The sequence below is a fragment of the Campylobacter sp. CFSAN093249 genome, assembly GCF_011067895.1.
In the GTDB taxonomy this organism is placed as follows: domain Bacteria; phylum Campylobacterota; class Campylobacteria; order Campylobacterales; family Campylobacteraceae; genus Campylobacter_D; species Campylobacter_D jejuni.
This window is the reverse complement of the sequence record NZ_JAAMWM010000004.1, coordinates 66937-84563: the sequence shown is the minus strand read 5'-3', so window position 1 is coordinate 84563 and position 17627 is coordinate 66937. Positions and strand designations below refer to the sequence as shown.

The following is a 17627-nucleotide window of genomic DNA, read 5'->3' as shown; positions in this document are numbered from 1 at the left end:
AAGTATCTTAAAAGATGGCTTTTGTTCTTTTTTCAAGCCAAACTAGAGCTTTTGGATAATCACCTAGCTTAGGAGAAAGTTTTTCAAATACTTCTTTGTGGTAATTGTTTAACCACTCTTTTTCTTTTTCATCTAACATTTTTGTATCAATACAAGATATTTCAAAAGGACAAAGAGTAACAGGTTTAAAGTATAAAAACTCTCCAAAATCTTTATTTTTAGGATTTTCTACTTTGGTATGAATAACTAAATTTTCAAGTCTTATACCCCATTTACCTACTTTATAAATACCTGGTTCTATGGAGGTTAGCATACCTTCTTTGGCTTTTGTTTTTTCAAGCACAGGGGATAGATAAGATAAAACTTGTGGACCTTCATGGACATTTAAAAAATATCCCACGCCATGTCCTGTGCCGTGTATATAGTCAATTTGTTCTTTCCATAAAGGTGCGCGTGTGATTGCATCAAGTAAGGGCATAGCTATATCTTTTGGAAAAATTGCACTGGAAATGGCAATATGTGCTTTTAAAACCAAGGTATAGTCATGAATTTGTTCTGCATTAGCCTTTCCTATTGGTACAACGCGTGTAATATCTGTTGTGCCGTTTTTATATTGTCCACCAGAATCAATAAGTAAAAGCCCATCTTTTTTAAGATAAGCAAAACTCTCTTTTGTGGCTTTATAATGTGGATATGCTGCATTTTCGTTAAAGCCTGCTATAGTGGCAAAACTATCACTTATGTAGTACTTGCTTTGTGCTCTAAATTCGCTTGCTTTAACATCTATGTCTAATTCGCTTATTAGTTCTTTATTTTCTATCGCTTCTTCAAGCCAGGCAAAAAATTTACATAAAGCCACTCCATCTTCTATCATAGCATCTTGTATATGCGCTATTTCTTTTGTATTTTTAGCTGCTTTTAAGTGAGTGCTTGGATTAATTTCTTGAATGATTTTTACGCTTTTATCTAAAGAATTTATGAGTAAAGCGGTCATTTTTGAAGGTTCAATAAGCAAATTTGTATTTGCAAGTTTTTCAAGCTCCATGATGATTTCATCATAATTTTTAAGCCAAAACCCATCTAAATTTAATTTTTTTTCAAGTTCTGAATTTACTTTTTTCTGATCAACAAAAAGCAAGGCTTTGTCCTCCAAGATTAGCAAATGACTTAAAAATACAGGATTATAATTTACATCATTCCCTCTTAAATTTGTAAGCCAAGCTATATCATCAAGGCTGGAGATTAAATGAGAGGTAACATTTAAATTTTTCATTTTTTGACGCACTAATGCTAATTTTTCTTTTCTTGAGTAAGAGCAGTATTCTAGTTCGTGTTCATAAATTTTTTCTTGTGGTAAAGTGGGACGATCTTTCCAAAGCGGACTTATCAAATCTATATGTTTTAAATTTGCCTTGCAATTAATCTTTAAATCTTTTTGCAAAGATAAAGGTAAAAGTGCAAAATCGATGCCTAAAATTTGATCTTCGCTTAAATTTTTTTCCAACCATTTGGTAAAAGTATTTTTAGCATCTTGCTTTTGTAAAAGTATGCCACTACCTTCTAATTCCTTTTGTGCTTGAAGCCAATATCTTCCATCTACCCACAAAAAGCCCTCTTCTTGTGTGATAAGAACTGTTCCAACAGAACCCTTAAAGCCACTGATAAAGACTCTGTTTTTGTAATATTCTGGTAAATATTCGCTCAAATGCGGATCCGCGCTTAAGATGAGATAGGCGTCAATATTATTTTCTTTCATTAATCTTCTAAGTTCTAATACTCTTTGTTTGTAAATACTCATATTTTCTCCTTAATATTAATTTTTTAGTATTTTATTGATAGGTTTTTTGAGTATAAGTAAAATTATAACAGCACCAAGTAATATCCACATACATTGGTAAAATAAATTTGGCAAATAAGCTATATTTTCTTCACTTGCTTTACCACCTATGAATCCAGCTAAAGCATTGCCTAATGCACTTGCTACAAACCAAAGTCCCATGACTTGAGATTTAATTAAATTAGGTGCAATTTTTGTCATTATAGAAAGTCCCACAGGGGAAAGGCAAAGCTCTCCTAAAACCATAAGCAAAAAGCTACTGACAAGCCACCAAGGTGAAACTAAAATAATTTGTGATGAATTTTCTAAATTTTCTCTTAATGTATTAGCATCGCCATTTAAACTAATTGCATGATTTGAAGCTAAAGCCATTATTAAAAATGCCAAAGCTGCACCCAAAAGTCCTAATGCAAATTTAATAATAGATGAAATTTCTTTATTATTTTTGGCACATATAGTCCATATAAAAGCACTAAAAGGTGCAAAAAGTATAACAAATAAACCTCCAAGAGATTGAAACCATATTGTAGGAATTTCATAATTTAATATGGTTTTATCTGTTAATTTTTCTGCAAAAAAATTAAAAGAAGTGTATTGTTGCTCATATACTGACCAAAATAACGCAGCCGCTAAAAATAAAACAATAAAAATAATTAAATTTCTTTTTTCTTCTATTTTTAAAGAAGTAAAAGCGAAAAGATATAAAAAATAAATTCCAGCACAAGCTAAGATAGTTAGAATAATATTTTTATTAATAACTTGTGCATCTAATTTTATAAAACCACCAAGGATTAAAAATATTGCTCCAAGCAAAACAATACCTGATACAATGATGATGTAAAATGCGTTTTTGCTTTTTTTGCTTGGTCTATCCCAAGTAGAGTCTATGCCAACTTTTTCATCAAATTCTTTTAAATCAGGCATAGTTTTTAGGTAGAAAATAATTACCGCTAAAAGCATACCAATCCCACCTGCACCAAAACCAAAATGCCATCCGTATTCTTTTTGTAAAAAGCCGCAAATTAAAGGAGCTACAAAAGCACCAAAATTAAAGCACATATAAAAAAGAGTAAAACCAGAGTCACGCCTTGCATCATTTTTTTTATAAAGCATTCCAACCATTACAGAAGCACAAGTTTTAAAAAGTCCTGTACCTATAACCAAAAAAACCATACCAACAAAAATCATTTTATTGTTAAAATAAGAAAAGGCTATGCACAAATGTCCAAATGCTATAGTTAAAGCACCTAGTAAAATTGCTCTTTTTTGTCCTAAGTAATTGTCCGCAAGCCATCCACCTGGCAAAGCAGCAAGATATAAACAACTTGCAAAAATTCCCATAATTGCACTTGCTTCTTCAGGTTTTAAGTTCATTCCACTTTTTTCAAAACTTGCTATCATAAAAAGGTAAAGCAAGGGACGAATTCCGTAAAAAGAAAATCTTTCCCAAAGCTCAGTAAGTGAAAGAGATAAAAGTGGTTTTGGATGTCCAAAAAATGAAGTATCTAAATTTTTTACATTTTTACTCAATTTATATCCTTTGTGTATTTTTATTTATAAATTATAGACAAGAAATTAAAAAATATGTATAACTTTGTAATATTTTTAAATGATTTATATCATAATGTTACTTTTTTGCAAATATAAAAAAAGAAATATTAAGATCAATTTTCAACTTTGGTGTATTTTGTATTTTAAGTTTAGTTAGATAATTGCTTATTTTTTTTGTTAAGATGGTTTTTTAGCAATAAAAAGCAAAAGTGCTACAACAAAAAGCATCCACATGCATTGTCTAAAAATATTAGGAAGTTGATCGATGTTTTTAATATTGACATTTCCTCCTATAAGTCCTGCAACAAAATTTCCAAGCGCACTTGCTACAAACCAAAGTCCCATGATTTGATTTTTGATTAAATCAGGGGCAACCTTAGCCATTATAGAGAGTCCAATAGGAGACACGCATAGTTCCCCAAGTGTTAAAAAGAATATACTTATGATAATCCAAGCCATGGATATTGGTAAACCATTGTTGTTTATTAGATTTTGTGAAGCAAAGGTCATCATCATAAAGCCAATACCGGCAAATAATATTCCTAAAGTAAATTTTCCAATGGAAGAAAAATATATATTTTTTTCTCTAAAAATATCCAAATATAACTTGCTATAGGAGCAAGTATGATGATAAAAATTGGATTAAAAGATTGAAGCCAGTTTGTTGGAATTTTCCAATCAAAAATATTTCTATTTGTAAAATCTTGCGCAAAAAGATTATAAGCGGTAGGGTTTTTGTTTAAAAGTACTCCAAAAAAAGTGGCTGCAAAGAATAAAACAATTAAAATTATTAATTGTTGTTTCTCTCTTTTATTTAAGGCTTTAAAAACAAAAAGATATATGAAATAAATTACCAAGCATAGTAAAATTACAATTAGAAGTTTTTTTGATAGTATTATATGGGATTAATATTTACAAGATTAATAAACATTAGAAAAAATCCAATAATACTTAACAAGCTTATACTTAGTATAAGAGTTAAATTTTTTACTTTTTTAAATGGTTGTTCCCAGTTTTGCTTTAAGGTACAATTTTTATGAAATTCTTCAAGCTCAAGGGCAGCTTTAAAATATAAAATAAGCAAAGAGATTAGCATACCTAAACCTCCTAGCCAAATCCTAAATGATAATTCCATTTTGCTTGAACAAAACCACATATAAGAGGAGCAATGAATGCTCCAATGTTAATTCCTATATAAAAAATCGTATAGCCAGTATCGCATCTTGTATCATTTTGTTTATACAACATTCCAACTGTTACAGAAGCGCTAGTTTTAAAAAATCCAGTACCAATAACGATAAAAGAAGTCCTAGGAAAAATATAGGTGTGCTTAAAATAGATAAGGCTATGCTAATATGTCCTAAAGCTATAATAAAAGAACCTAAAAATAAAGCCTTTTTTTGCCCTAAATAATTATCAGTAATCCAGCCTCCAGGAAGTGCTGCTAAATACAAGCATCCTGCAAAAATGCCATAAATTGCCGAGGCGTATTCAGTACTTATTCCAAGTCCACCTTTGCTTATGGTTGTTGCCATGAAAAGCACAAGTAAGATCGTATGCCATAAAAAGCAAATCTTTCCCAAAGTTCTACCATTGATAAAGAGAATAAAGGCTTGGGATGACCTAGGAAATTTGTATCGAGTTTTTGTATTTCTTGTTTAGTCACTTCCCAATACCTTTCTTTTTTATGCTTAAAATATTTTAACTAATAGTAATAGAAAAATAATTAAATTACAATATTTTTAAATATTTTTTTTATAATAATATTTAAAAATATAATATTTTAATATTATTATAAATTAACAAATTTAAACATTAAATCAAGCTTTAATTTTAAACCCTGTGTATTGTATAGTTTTATTTTATCAATTTTTAAAGCTATAGGAAGATTTTCTAAATTTTGTATAAAATTGAGTAAGTCTTTAAAGTTGCCATTTAAACTTAGAGAAACATAATTATAGTGAATAAAATTTTTGTTTTCTTGGGAAAATTTTATTTCATTAATGATTAAATTTTTGGATAAATTATTGATTTTTTTATTGAAAAAATCTTTATCATAAGAAAATAAATGCAATTTTTCTTTATAGTATTTTAATTTTTCTTCCTCTGTTTTTATCTGTTTTGTTAGCTTTGTCTCTATTTCTTTAAGATGTGAATTTTCTATTTTTGCTTCATTTAATGCAAGGCAATTATGTTCTACTAATGTTTTTTGAAAAATATCTTCCAAAAAGTGATCGTGAATTTTAAAAGCTAAAAACAAAGCACAAAGGCAGATAAAAGAAATAAAAAGAAATTTTTCCCTAGGATTTAAATTTTGCAAAAATACTTCTATTTTATTCATGTATGACTTCTAATATGATATTAAATGTTTCTTCATTTTTATCAAGAATTTTAAAAGCAGAATTTAGATTTTCTAATGCTCTTTTAAAGTGGTTTTCATCGATAAAAGAAAGAATGATTTTTGTTTGTTCAAATTCAAGATTTGTGATTTTAAGTTCATTGGAGTTAAGCCATGATATGATTTGATTTAGAATGATTGCTTTATTTTTATCTAAATTGATTTCTTTTGTTATGGTGGATAAAATATGAAATTGTTGTTGTGTAGATGATATTTTATTGGAAAGAGTAAAGTTTAAATCTTGTATGTTTGTTAATAATTTTTGCTTATCTTGTTTTAGTTTAGAAATTTCTTTTTGTATGATAAAATTTTTATTTTGAATTTCCTTATTTTGTTTGTACTCTATAAAATCTTTAAATAATAAAATCATCATGCTAAGACTAAAGCTAAAAATAAATATTAATATAATTTTAAAAGAAATAGATATTTTTATTTTATTATGCTTGATAAAATTACAATTTTGATCTAGATTTTTTATACTATATGAACTTAATTTCAATAAACTATTTTTATCAAGAATATCATTTAGATTTAAACATTTTATTTGAGATGAGAAGTAATGTTTGATTGTATCCAAATCTTGATAAAGTAGCAATTTGCTTTCATAGTGTTTTAAAAGTTCTGTAAATCGATTTTGTTTAAAAAATAAATCCATATTACCTGGGTTGAAATTTTCGATTTTTTTAAGATTGATAAATTTTCCTTCTTGGTAAAAATATAAATATAAAGTTTGATCATATAAATTTAAAACACAATAATCACTTTCTTCAATCAATCTTTCATCAAATAAAGCTTGAAAAATTAAAGGTTCAGGAAAGCAAAAACGACTTTTTCTCAATTTGCAAACAGGTGCTAAAAAACAATGATAAATTTCACTATGTTTAAAAAAAGCTATTTGATAGTCAAAGGGTTTGCTTAGCTTAAAATCTGCGGTTAAATTGTTAAAAAGTTCGTCTTCTTTGGATATTCCCGTTCTTTGAGCATAAAGTAAATCTGTAGATTTTATAAAATTTATTTTATTTAATGAATTAATTTTCATCATTTAGAAGTTTTTTTAAAAATTCTTCATCTTTTTGCCAGTTTTTTTTCACTGTTACAAAAAGCTTTAAAAGTACCTTTTTTTGGGCAAGTTTTGAAATTTTAAAGCGTGCATCTTTGCCTATTCTTTTTAAAGTTGCCCCTTCTTTTCCTATAAGCATACCCTTGTGAGAGTTTGTATCTGTGATGATATTGGCTTCTAGGATTAAAAGATTAGGTGTGTCTTTGGTGCGATTGATAAGCACTTCGCTACTATAAGGAAGCTCATCGCTTAAATTTTCATAAATACTTTCAAGTATGAAATCTCTATAAAGTTCTTTTTCGCTACTCGCACTTAAAAATTCAGGATTATAAAAATATTCATGTTCATCAAGGTATTTTACTATCTCATCTAACAAGCCTTTTTTATAGCTTTTTTTCTTAGAAGAATAAGGAATGATAGCCTTAAAATGTTGGCTAAATTTTGCATATTCGCTAAGTTTTTTTAAAAGCGTAGCATTGTCGGTTAAATCTACTTTATTTAAAGCGATGATATGTGGTACTTGTGGGTTTAGACTAAGGAAATTTTCATAGTCTTTTGTACTATCAAAAACACTTGCCACAAATAAAATCACATCACAATCTCCCATGGATTTAATAGCACTTTGGACAAGCAGTTGATTAAGCGTAGCACCGCTTTCGTGAAGTCCTGGGGTATCGATGAAAATGATTTGATTTTTTTCATGCATCACTATGGCTTTGATTTTACGCCTTGTGGCGTTTTGTTTGTGAGAAACTAGGGCGATTTTTTCTTCTAATAAGGAATTGATTAAAGTACTTTTTCCTGCATTAGTACGCCCTATGATACTAACAAAGCCACTTTTCACAAAATATACCTTGCAAGATCTTTATTTTCTATGATATCTCCGAGTTTTTCTTCTACCATTTTTTTATCCACTACGAATTTTTTACCCGCATACTCATCAGCTTCAAAGCTTAGATCTTCAAGTAATTTTTCTATTACAGTATGTAAGCGTCTAGCACCTATATCTTGCATTTCTTCATTGGCTCTTGAAGCTATTTTTGCTATTTCTTTAATAGCTTCATCATTAAATTCAAGTTCTAAATTTTCAGTTTTTAAAAGCTGAGAGTATTGTTTTAAAAGTGAATTTTTAGGGCGTGTTAAAATTTCATAAAGAGCTTTATCATCAAGACTATCTAATTCCACTCTTAAAGGAAAGCGTCCCTGAAGTTCAGGGATAAGATCACTTGGTTTGCTAAGATGAAAAGCCCCTGCAGCGATAAAAAGAATATGATCGGTTTTTAAAGTACCTATTTTTGTTTGTACATTTGATCCCTCGACTATAGGAAGTAAGTCTCTTTGCACCCCTTCTTTACTTGGATCTTGGCGGTTTGAATTTCCGCTTGAAACAGCGATTTTATCGATTTCATCAATAAAAATAATGCCTTCATTTTCCGCTCTTTTTAAGGCTTCGCTTTTGATGCTTTCTTGGTCTAGGATTTTTTCTCCTGCTTCGTTTTTTAAAGCATTTTTAGCGTCTTTGATTTTCATTTCTTTTTTGACTTTTTTACTGCCAACGCCTATAACCTTAACTATATCTTGCATTGCACCCATTTCAGGAGGTAGGTTAGGATTGGTATCGAACATATTTTGTGAAATTTCTATTTCTATGGTGCTTTCATCAAGATTGCCATTTCTTAGTTTAGTTCTCATTTTTTCAAGACTGTTTTTATATTCTTCTTGTTTTTCATCGCTGATACCCTTTGGTAAAGGTGGTAAAAGTTTTTCTAAAATTTTATTTTCTATAAATTCATCGATTTTATCTTTGTTTTTTTCTCTTTGTTCGTTTTTTACTAAATTTAAAGCCGCATTAGCAAGATCTCTTACCATGCTTTCTACATCACGACCTACAAAACCTACTTCAGTATATTTACTCGCCTCGATTTTGATGAAAGGAAAGCCCATCATTTTAGCTAAACGCCTAGCGATTTCTGTTTTTCCTACACCTGTAGAACCTATCATTAAGATATTTTTTGGCACGATATCATCTTGTAGCTCAGGGCTAAGTTGCATTCTGCGGTAGCGATTTCTTAAAGCTATAGCTATGATTTTTTTAGCTTTTTTTTGTCCTATAACATAATCATCTAAAAATTTAACAATTTCTTTTGGAGTTAGATTCATTTCCCATCCTCGATTACATAAGTTTTGATATTGGTATTGGTATAAATGCAAATTTCACCTGCGATTTGAAGGCTTGATTTTACAAGTTCTTCTTCATCTAAATCGGTATGTTTTGCTAAGGCTCTAGCAGCTGAAAGTGCATAGTTTCCACCACTTCCTATAGCTGCGATTTGCCCATCTTCAGGTTCGACCACATCGCCTGTACCAGAAAGTAGAAAAATGTGATTTCTATCAAGTACGAGCATCATGGCTTCAAGTTTTCTTAGGTATTTGTCTTTTCTCCATTCTTTAGAAAAGTCAATCGCTGCTTTTAAAAGATCGCCTTTAGAACTTTGAAGGAGATTTTCAAACATATCAAAAAGATTAAAAGCATCAGCTGTTGATCCTGCAAAACCTGCTAAAACTTTGCCATTGTTGAGTTTTCTAATCTTTACAGCATTGCCTTTTAACACCGTATTTCCAAAGCTTACTTGTCCATCTCCGCCAATTACGGATTTATTTTTACCTTTGTAAGCTAAAATCGTTGTTGCGTGAAACATTATTCTGCCTTTATATTTATGTTAAATTTAGCATGGATTGCGTGTCCAAGTTTTACGCTTACTTCGTGGATTCCTAAGCTTTTTAAGGTATCACATTCTAAACTTTTTTTATCGATTTCTATATGGCTTTGTTCTTTTAGGGCGTGAGCGATTTCATCTTTGGTTACGCCACCAAACAAACTTCCATTTGCACCTACGGGTTTTGAAATTTCAAGAGTGATTTTGCTAAGTTCTTCTTTGAGTTTTTCTAAATTTGCGATTTCAAAGCGTAAATTTTCAGCCTCTTTTTTCTTGTCGCTTTCATATTTTCTTAAAACTTCATTAGTAGCTGCTTTAGCAAAGCCTTTAGCGATTAAGAAATTTTGTCCGTAACCGTCTTTTACTTCTTTTATTTCTCCTGCTTTTCCAAGTGCTTTTACATCTTTGATTAATAATACTTTCATTTTATTCCTTTATTAAAATTTTCTTCCATTTTTTCCTGCGATGATAAAACGCAAAGCATTAAGCTTGATAAAGCCTGCTGCATCTTTTTGATTATACACTTCATCTTCTTCAAAAGTACAATAAGCTGCGTTAAACAAGCTATCGTTCGAACTTTCTCGTCCTATAACCATCACATTGCCTTTATAAAGCTCGAGTTTTACTCTGCCATTGGCGTGAATTTGAGACTCATCGATTAAGGCTTGAAGCATCATTCTTTCAGGCGAGAACCAATAGCCATTGTAAATTAAACTTGCGTATTTTGGCATGAGTTCATCTTTTAAGTGTGCTGCTTCTCTATCAAGCGTGATGCTTTCAAGCGCCCTGTGTGCTTTTAAAAGTATGGTACCGCCTGGAGTTTCGTAACAACCACGGCTTTTCATACCTACATAGCGATTTTCTACTATATCAAGGCGTCCTATACCGTGTTTGCAGCCTAGTTCGTTAAGTTTGGTTAAAAGTCCTGCAGGACTTAGTTTTTCTCCATTTATCGCTGCTAAATCTCCTTTTTGGAAATCAAGTTCTATAATTTCACTTTCATTTGGAGCATCTTTTGGGCTTTTACTCCATCTCCACATATCTTCTTCAGGTGCGTGTGCAGGATCTTCTAAGACAAGTCCTTCGTAAGAAATATGAAGTAAATTTGCGTCCATAGAATAAGGAGATTTTCCTTTTTTCTTAGAAATATCAATACCGTGTTTTTGTGCATAAGCAAGGAGTTTTTCACGACTGTTTAAATCCCACTCACGCCATGGAGCGATGATTTTTAAATCGGGATTAAAAGCAAGATAACCAAGTTCAAAACGCACTTGATCATTTCCTTTACCTGTGGCACCATGACTTACTGCATCAGCACCTGTTTGCAGGGCGATTTGTGCTTGAGTTTTTGCTATAAGTGGTCTTGCTATACTTGTCCCTAAAAGATATTCTCCTTCATAAATCGCATTGGCTCTAAACATAGGAAATACATAATCTTTAACAAATTCATCTCTTAAATCTTTAATGAAAATATTTTCTTCTTTTATGCCTAAAGAAAGGGCTTTTTTTCTTGCAGGTTCGAGTTCTTCACCTTGACCAATATCTGCTGTAAAAGTTACAACTTCACAATTATACTCATCTTGAAGCCATTTTAAAATAATGCTCGTATCAAGCCCCCCAGAATACGCTAAAACTACTTTTTTTACTTCATTTTTCATAAGATATCCTTTGTTAAAATAGATTTGAAAATTGTAAAATTGTATCCAAATTTCATTAAAGAAAAGTTTTTACTTGCTATTTTCTTAAAAAATAAAGCAAAGGCGTAAGCAAATTTTGTTCCAAAAATTGATTTTTTTTGCTAAAATTGCTTTTATGAGAGTAGATAAATTTTTAAATGTAGTTAATATCACGAAAAGAAGAGCTATTTCTGAAGATATGTGTAAAAGTGGTGTAGTGGGGATTAATGGCGTTATTGTTAAAGCGAGTAAAGAGGTTAAGGTGGGTGATATTATCACTTTACATTTTACTGAATACACTCAAAAATATAAAGTCCTAGCTATACCTAGTACGAAAAGTATTCCTAAAAACGCACAAAATGAATATGTGGTAAAATTATGAAAGAATTTATTTTAGCAAAAGATGAGATCAAAACGATGCTTCAAATAATGCCTAAAGAAGGTGTTGTTTTACTTCAAGGAGATTTAGCTAGTGGAAAAACAAGCTTAGTGCAAGCTTGGGTTAAATTTCTTGGTCTTGATGCAAGGGTGGATTCTCCAACTTTTTCCATTATGCAAAAATATGAAAATCATGATATTTGCATTTATCATTATGATATTTATCAAGAAGGTTTAGAAGGACTTTTAACAAATGGTTTATTTGAAAATTTTTTTGAAAAAGGTTTACATTTGGTTGAATGGGGCGGTGAAAATTTGAAAAAAACTTTAATGAAATTTGGAATTTCTACTATCCAGATTAAAATTAGCATTAAAGATGACAAAAGAAAGTATGAAATTTATGAGTAAATTAGAAATTGTAAATTTAGAAAAAATTATTAAAAAAACTAAGATTATACATGGAATTTCTTTAGAGGTTAATAGCGGAGAAGTTGTAGGACTTTTAGGGCCAAATGGTGCAGGAAAAACGACAACTTTTTATATGATATGTGGACTTATTTCCCCAAGTAGTGGAAAAGTTCTTTTAGACGGTTTAGATGTGACAAAAGATCCTTTAAACAAAAGAGCTAGATCAGGGATAGGTTATTTACCTCAAGAAAGTAGTATTTTTAAGGATTTAAGTGTAGAAGATAACCTGCTTTTAGCGGCTCAGATTTTTTATAAAGATAAAAAAATTTTACATGATAAAGTTGAGCAAATGCTTGAACTCTTAAGTATAGAGCCTATTCGTTTAAGGAAAGGTTTAAGTTTAAGTGGAGGTGAAAGAAGGCGTTGTGAGATCGCTAGAAGCTTGATGTGTGAACCTAAGTTTTTGCTTCTTGATGAGCCTTTTGCAGGTGTTGATCCTATAGCAGTGGCTGAAATTCAAACTTTAATTAAAGAGCTTAAAAGATTGGGGATTGGGGTTTTAATTACCGATCATAATGTGCGTGAGACTTTGGCTATTTGTGATAGAGCTTATGTTATAAGATCAGGTTCTTTACTTGCTAGTGGGAATGCTGATGAAATTGCAACCAATAAAGATGTGAAAAAGTATTATTTAGGAGCGGAGTTTAAACTCCTTGATTGATGTTAAAGCAAAAAATCACCCAAGTACCCAAGACTAAAATTTCTCAAACTTTACGCTCTTGGTTGCCGATTTTACAAGCAAACATAGAAGATTTAAAAGAAAATTTAGATAAATTTGCTGAGGATAATCCTTTCTTAAATGTTCAAGATTCGATACAAGCTCATGATAAGGGTAAGAATTATTTTGATTCATTTTATAAACATAATGTAAATTCGGCTTTTGTGGATAATAAAGGACTTGCCAAAAAAAGTGTTTATGAGCTTTTAAATGAACAGATTCTTCCTCCTTTGTTTCCTACAAACAAATCTCAAGAACTTGCAAAAAAAATTATAGAATGCTTAAATGAGGAAGGATATTTTGAATACGATGAAGAATTTTTAAAAGAGTATTCCTTAGAAGAAATTGAGCGAGTAAGAGCAAGATTTAAATTTTTAGATCCTGTAGGAGTGGGAGCTAAAGATTATAAAGAAGCATTTTTATTTGCTCTTGAAAATATGGAATTAGATGAAGATATTGATGAGTTTTGTAGAATGTTGATTATGGATTTTGAAAATATACAAAACTATACCAAAGAGCCTTTATATAAAGAAGCATTAGCTGTACTTAAGCGCTTTAGCACTCCCCCTTTTTTGGAATATTTTGAAGATTCTCGTATAATTGTTCCTGATATTTTTGTTTATAAAGAAAATGGTGAAATTAAAGTAAAAATCAATGATGATTATTATCCTGAAATTTCAATCCAAACTGATGGTTTAGAGCATGATTTTTTAAGTCATTACATCAAAGAAGCAAAAAATTTAGTTGATGCTTTAGCGATGAGAAAAGCTACTCTTTATAAAATAGGGCTTATGATAGTAGAATATCAATATGATTTTTTCATGGGAAAAGAGATAAAACCTATGACTTTTAAGGATTTAGCACTTGATTTAGAACGCAATGCTTCGACTATATCAAGAGCTGTGGCAAATAAATATTTAAGTTGTGAAAGAGGACTTATCCCTTTGCGTGATTTTTTTGCTTTTGCTCTTGATGAAGAGGGAGAGACTTCAAATGTAGGTGTTAAAGAATTTGTGGCAAATTTAGTAAAGAATGAAGATCGCAATAAACCTTTAAGCGATAGTAAAATTTTAGAATTAATCAAAGAAGAATTTAAAGTCGATATAGGGCGAAGAACTATTACAAAATATCGCAAACATCTTAATATAGCAAGCTCTACAGATAGAAAAAAATTATATGAACTTGAAGGATAAAATTCTATCAATCTATCAAACCCATTACACTTTTGTTTTATATTTAAATTTAATTTAAATAATATAAAAAATTATTGTTTTATTTTTAGAAATATTATTCTTTAATTTAAAAATGTGATACAATAATAACTGTTTTTAAATATTAATTTTCAAAGGAGTTAAAATGGACTTTTTAACAAGCCTTAGTGAGGGAGGGCAATTTGCAATCCAAATCATCATTGTTTTAATTTGTCTTTTTTACGGTGCAAAAAAAGGTGGTATAGCTCTTGGCTTACTCGGTGGTATAGGTATTTTAATGCTTGTTTTTGCTTTTCATATAAAACCTGGAAAGCCCGCTATAGATGTAATGCTTACTATCTTAGCTGTGGTTGTTGCAAGTGCGACTTTACAAGCAAGTGGCGGTCTTGATGTAATGCTTCAAATAGCTGAAAGAATTTTAAGACGCAATCCTAAATTCTTAACCATTTTAGCTCCCTTTGTAACTTGCTTTTTAACCATACTTTGTGGGACAGGACATGTGGTTTATACTATTATGCCTATTATTTATGACATAGCGATTAAAAACGGTATTCGTCCTGAGCGTCCAATGGCAGCAGCTTCTATATCTTCACAAATGGGTATTATTGCAAGTCCTGTTTCTGTTGCAGTTGTGAGTTTAACAGCTTTGCTTTTAAATGCAGAACATAAATTAGCAGGTTTTGATGGCTATATCAATCTTCTTCAAATTACTATACCTAGTACGCTTTTTGGTGTTTTATGTGTGGGAATTTTTTCTTGGTTTAGAGGAAAAGATTTGGATAAAGATGAGGTTTTTCAAGAAAAACTTAAAGATCCTGAATTTAAAAAATATGTTTATGGTGATTCTAAAACACTTTTAGGTGTTCAACTTCCAAAAAGCAATTGGATTGCAATGTGGATTTTCTTAGGAGCTATTGCTTTAGTGGCTTTATTAGGTATATTTGATTCTTTACGCCCAAATTGGGGACAAGTTGTAAAAAATGGTATTCCTCAAGTAGATGCTTTAGGCAATCCTAAAATGGATATTTTATCTATGGTTTCAGTGATTCAAATGTTCATGCTTTTAGCAGGTTCTTTGATTATTATCTTTACTAAAACAGATGTAAAAAAAATCGGCTCAAATGAGATTTTTAAATCCGGTATGATAGCTCTTGTTGCAGTTTTTGGAATTTCTTGGATGGCTGATACTATGTTTGCTGTTCATACTCCTATGATGAAAAAAGCTCTTGGAGATGTAGTTGTAGATTATCCTTGGACTTATGCTGTAATGCTTCTTTTAATTTCAAAATTTGTAAACTCTCAAGCAGCGGCTATTTCGGCTTTTGTTCCTTTGGCTTTAGGAATTGGTGTTGAACCTGGTGTAATTGTTGCCTTTGCGGCTGCTTGTTATGGATATTATATTTTACCAACTTATCCAAGCGATTTGGCTACTATACAATTTGACAGATCAGGTACTACTCACATTGGTAAATTTGTTATCAATCATAGTTTTATTTTACCAGGTCTTATAGGTGTAATCACTTCTTGTATAGCAGGATATTTTATCGCTATGGCAGCGGGTTATCTTTAAAAATTTTTAGTAGGATTTTTCCTGCTAAATTCTTCATTTGTCTTTTTATTTAATATAGATAAAAATTATAAATAAATCATAAAATTAGTATTAATCAAAATATAAGCTTAACAAGGATAGGATAAATCCTATTTTGAATCAATGAGAAAGGGCTATCCTATGGATGTTATCTTTGCTTTGCTTCTGCTTTTAGCTTTTGGTGGTTTATGGTTGTTTATCCGTTTTTGTGAAATTCAAACTAGGACAAGCGGATGATATTTTTACTAGTTTTAAGCTTAATACTTGCTCTTTATTTATTTTATGCTCTATTATATCCTGAAAAATTTTAAAGGAAAAATATGCTAGAAATTTTAATAACACTGATTATAGCTTTTATATTGGCTTTAATTTTTGGAAATTATCTTTATAAAATTGCAAGCTGTAAAAAAACTATTTTTGATTTTATTTTTAATCCAATTGATAACTTAATTTATAAAATTTGTGCAATTGATAGAAAAAATATGACTTGGCAAAAATTATTCTTTGCATTTAATTGCTTTTAATGCCTTAGTGGCTATTTTTTCTTTCGTGATTTTTTATTTACAAGATAAACTTTTTTTAAATCCTAATTCGATAAATTCTATGAAAGGGGATTTGAATTTAAATACTGTAATTAGTTTTATTACAAATACAAACCTTCAGCATTGTAGTGGAGAGAGTGCTTTAAGTTTGCTTTCGCAAAATACAGGCATTTTACTTGCTATGTTTGTTTCAAGTGCGAGTGGATATTCTGCTTGTATGGCTTTTTGTCGTGCTTTATGTAGTATGCAAATGGGAAATTTTTATGAAGATTTTACGCGTATTATTACGCGTTTGATGTTGCCTTTAAGTTTTATTTTGGCTGTAATTTTTATCTCTGAAGGCGTGGTGTAAAATTATCACGCAAATTTTAGCGTGCTTACTTTAGAAAATAAATTTCAAAGCATTGCCACAGGTCCTGTTGCAGCTCTTGAGTCTATAAAACATTTAGGGACAAATGGGGGGGGGTGGTTTTTTTGGTGCTAATTCAAGCATGCCTTTTGAAAATCCTGCTTTACTTACAAATTTTTTGCAAATTTTATCCATGATGCTTATTCCTAGTGCCTGTGTTGTAGCTTTTGGATTGATGGTTTATCATAGAAAAGAAAGACAAGGTTTTGCTCTTATGGGAAAAGAAGGGGGAGTTATTTTTGGTGCAATGGGGATTATTTTTATCATTTCTTTGCTTTTAATTTATTTTAGCGAAAAAATGTCAAATCCAAATTTGGATTTTTTGGGTTTAAATGCAAATTTGGGAAATTTGGAAGGTAAAGAAATAAGATTTGGCACAGATGGTTCGAGTTTATTTAGTGCTGTAACTACTGCTTTTACTACAGGAAGCGTCAATAATATGCACGATAGTTTAAATCCATTAAGTATCAGTGCTACTTTGCTAAATATGATGCTAAATATAGCTTTCGGTGGCGAAGGAGTAGGGCTTATGAATATGATTATTTATGTGCTTTTAACCGTGTTTATTTGTGCATTAATGATAGGTAGAACTCCAGAATTCTTGGGTAAAAAAATAGAAAGCGCACAAATGAAGCTTATAGCTTTGGTAATTCTTATCCATCCTTTATTAATCCTTGTTTTAAGTGCATTAGCTGTTGTTTTTGCAAAAGATAGTATAAGCAATCCTAGCTTTCATGGCTTGGCTCAAATTTTGTATGAATTTAGTTCTTCGGCAGCAAATAATGGTTCAGGACTTGAAGGTTTAAAAGATGATAATTTATTTTGGAATTTAAGCACAGCTTTTGCTATGTTTTGTGGGCGTTATTTGGTTTTAATAGCTCAGCTTGCTATAGCTGGATCGCTTTTGGCTAAAAATACACAAGAAAATACTGCAAATTCTTTAAAAACGGATAATTTAACTTTTATGTTTGTGCTTGTTTGTATTATATATATTTTTGCTGCACTTACTTTTTTTCCAGTGCTTACTTTATCAAGCGTTGCAGAATATTTATCTTTATGGCATTAAGGAGAGTC

General features: G+C 30.4%; 20 protein-coding genes and 2 pseudogenes. 9 read left to right on the top strand and 13 right to left on the bottom strand.

Annotation, left to right across the window (positions count from 1 at the left end):
* Window positions 1-7: 7 nt before the first annotated feature.
* The 13 genes and pseudogenes from FBF10_RS02720 to FBF10_RS02675 all read right to left on the bottom strand — a co-directional run bounded on the left by FBF10_RS02720 (window position 8) and on the right by FBF10_RS02675 (window position 11221).
* On the bottom strand, window positions 8-1798 hold the full coding sequence (locus FBF10_RS02720; RefSeq protein WP_002868420.1) for an aminopeptidase P family protein: 1791 nt from the start codon (window positions 1796-1798) through the stop codon (window positions 8-10).
* A 15-nt stretch (window positions 1799-1813) separates the two neighbouring features.
* Window positions 1814-3367: a peptide MFS transporter gene (locus FBF10_RS02715; protein WP_002867729.1), complete on the bottom strand. Its 1554-nt coding sequence runs from the start codon at window positions 3365-3367 to the stop codon at window positions 1814-1816.
* A 198-nt stretch (window positions 3368-3565) separates the two neighbouring features.
* Window positions 3566-4245 (bottom strand): annotated as a pseudogene (locus tag FBF10_RS08765) (oligopeptide:H+ symporter).
* 38 nt (window positions 4246-4283) lie between these two features.
* A complete protein-coding gene (locus tag FBF10_RS08760) occupies window positions 4284-4484 on the bottom strand; it encodes a hypothetical protein (protein WP_019109092.1) in 201 nt (66 codons plus the stop codon).
* Between the two features lie 11 nt (window positions 4485-4495).
* Window positions 4496-4636: a Di-/tripeptide transporter gene (locus FBF10_RS08755; RefSeq protein WP_014517210.1), complete on the bottom strand. Its 141-nt coding sequence runs from the start codon at window positions 4634-4636 to the stop codon at window positions 4496-4498.
* 8 nt (window positions 4637-4644) lie between these two features.
* A complete protein-coding gene (locus FBF10_RS08750; RefSeq protein ID WP_014517211.1) occupies window positions 4645-4971 on the bottom strand; it encodes an amino acid transporter in 327 nt (108 codons plus the stop codon).
* A gap of 209 nt (window positions 4972-5180) precedes the next feature.
* Entirely contained in the window at window positions 5181-5729 is a 549-nt protein-coding gene (locus tag FBF10_RS02705; protein WP_002867650.1) for a hypothetical protein, read from the bottom strand.
* On the bottom strand, window positions 5722-6828 hold the full coding sequence (locus FBF10_RS02700; RefSeq protein ID WP_074482723.1) for a hypothetical protein: 1107 nt from the start codon (window positions 6826-6828) through the stop codon (window positions 5722-5724). The genes FBF10_RS02705 and FBF10_RS02700 overlap by 8 nt, the downstream gene beginning before the upstream one ends.
* Window positions 6815-7690 (bottom strand): GTPase Era, encoded by an 876-nt coding sequence (gene era, locus FBF10_RS02695; RefSeq protein ID WP_002888740.1) that lies wholly within the window; start codon window positions 7688-7690, stop codon window positions 6815-6817. Before era ends, FBF10_RS02700 begins: the two co-directional genes overlap by 14 nt.
* Complete coding sequence (hslU, locus tag FBF10_RS02690; protein ID WP_002867647.1) at window positions 7687-9006, bottom strand: ATP-dependent protease ATPase subunit HslU; 1320 nt, start codon at window positions 9004-9006, stop codon at window positions 7687-7689. The genes era and hslU overlap by 4 nt, the downstream gene beginning before the upstream one ends.
* A complete protein-coding gene (gene hslV / locus FBF10_RS02685) occupies window positions 9003-9545 on the bottom strand; it encodes an ATP-dependent protease subunit HslV (protein ID WP_002900923.1) in 543 nt (180 codons plus the stop codon). The genes hslU and hslV overlap by 4 nt, the downstream gene beginning before the upstream one ends.
* Window positions 9545-9988: a 50S ribosomal protein L9 gene (rplI, locus tag FBF10_RS02680; protein ID WP_002781628.1), complete on the bottom strand. Its 444-nt coding sequence runs from the start codon at window positions 9986-9988 to the stop codon at window positions 9545-9547. The genes hslV and rplI overlap by 1 nt, the downstream gene beginning before the upstream one ends.
* Before the next feature lie 12 nt (window positions 9989-10000).
* Complete coding sequence (locus FBF10_RS02675; RefSeq protein WP_002888744.1) at window positions 10001-11221, bottom strand: argininosuccinate synthase; 1221 nt, start codon at window positions 11219-11221, stop codon at window positions 10001-10003.
* A gap of 154 nt (window positions 11222-11375) precedes the next feature.
* Here FBF10_RS02675 and FBF10_RS02670 point away from each other — a divergent pair, with 154 nt between their 5' ends.
* The 9 genes and pseudogenes from FBF10_RS02670 to FBF10_RS02640 all read left to right on the top strand — a co-directional run bounded on the left by FBF10_RS02670 (window position 11376) and on the right by FBF10_RS02640 (window position 17619).
* Window positions 11376-11621, top strand: coding sequence for an RNA-binding S4 domain-containing protein (locus tag FBF10_RS02670; protein WP_002860004.1), 246 nt, complete (start codon window positions 11376-11378; stop codon window positions 11619-11621).
* Window positions 11618-12025 carry a tRNA (adenosine(37)-N6)-threonylcarbamoyltransferase complex ATPase subunit type 1 TsaE gene (tsaE, locus tag FBF10_RS02665; protein ID WP_002888746.1) on the top strand — a complete coding sequence of 136 codons (408 nt, stop codon included), beginning with the start codon at window positions 11618-11620 and terminating at the stop codon, window positions 12023-12025. The genes FBF10_RS02670 and tsaE overlap by 4 nt, the downstream gene beginning before the upstream one ends.
* Window positions 12018-12746: an LPS export ABC transporter ATP-binding protein gene (gene lptB / locus FBF10_RS02660; RefSeq protein ID WP_002855252.1), complete on the top strand. Its 729-nt coding sequence runs from the start codon at window positions 12018-12020 to the stop codon at window positions 12744-12746. The genes tsaE and lptB overlap by 8 nt, the downstream gene beginning before the upstream one ends.
* Entirely contained in the window at window positions 12746-13996 is a 1251-nt protein-coding gene (locus FBF10_RS02655; protein WP_057033317.1) for an RNA polymerase factor sigma-54, read from the top strand. The genes lptB and FBF10_RS02655 overlap by 1 nt, the downstream gene beginning before the upstream one ends.
* A gap of 163 nt (window positions 13997-14159) precedes the next feature.
* Window positions 14160-15584 (top strand): anaerobic C4-dicarboxylate transporter, encoded by a 1425-nt coding sequence (locus FBF10_RS02650; protein ID WP_002889240.1) that lies wholly within the window; start codon window positions 14160-14162, stop codon window positions 15582-15584.
* Between the two features lie 141 nt (window positions 15585-15725).
* A pseudogene (gene kdpF, locus FBF10_RS02645) lies at window positions 15726-15913 on the top strand (K(+)-transporting ATPase subunit F).
* A 9-nt stretch (window positions 15914-15922) separates the two neighbouring features.
* Window positions 15923-16126 (top strand): potassium-transporting ATPase subunit KdpA, encoded by a 204-nt coding sequence (locus FBF10_RS08745; RefSeq protein WP_002864731.1) that lies wholly within the window; start codon window positions 15923-15925, stop codon window positions 16124-16126.
* Between the two features lie 7 nt (window positions 16127-16133).
* Window positions 16134-16496 (top strand): potassium-transporting ATPase subunit KdpA, encoded by a 363-nt coding sequence (locus tag FBF10_RS08880; RefSeq protein WP_252366039.1) that lies wholly within the window; start codon window positions 16134-16136, stop codon window positions 16494-16496.
* A 103-nt stretch (window positions 16497-16599) separates the two neighbouring features.
* On the top strand, window positions 16600-17619 hold the full coding sequence (locus tag FBF10_RS02640; protein WP_052814325.1) for a potassium-transporting ATPase subunit KdpA: 1020 nt from the start codon (window positions 16600-16602) through the stop codon (window positions 17617-17619).
* Window positions 17620-17627 lie beyond the last annotated feature (8 nt).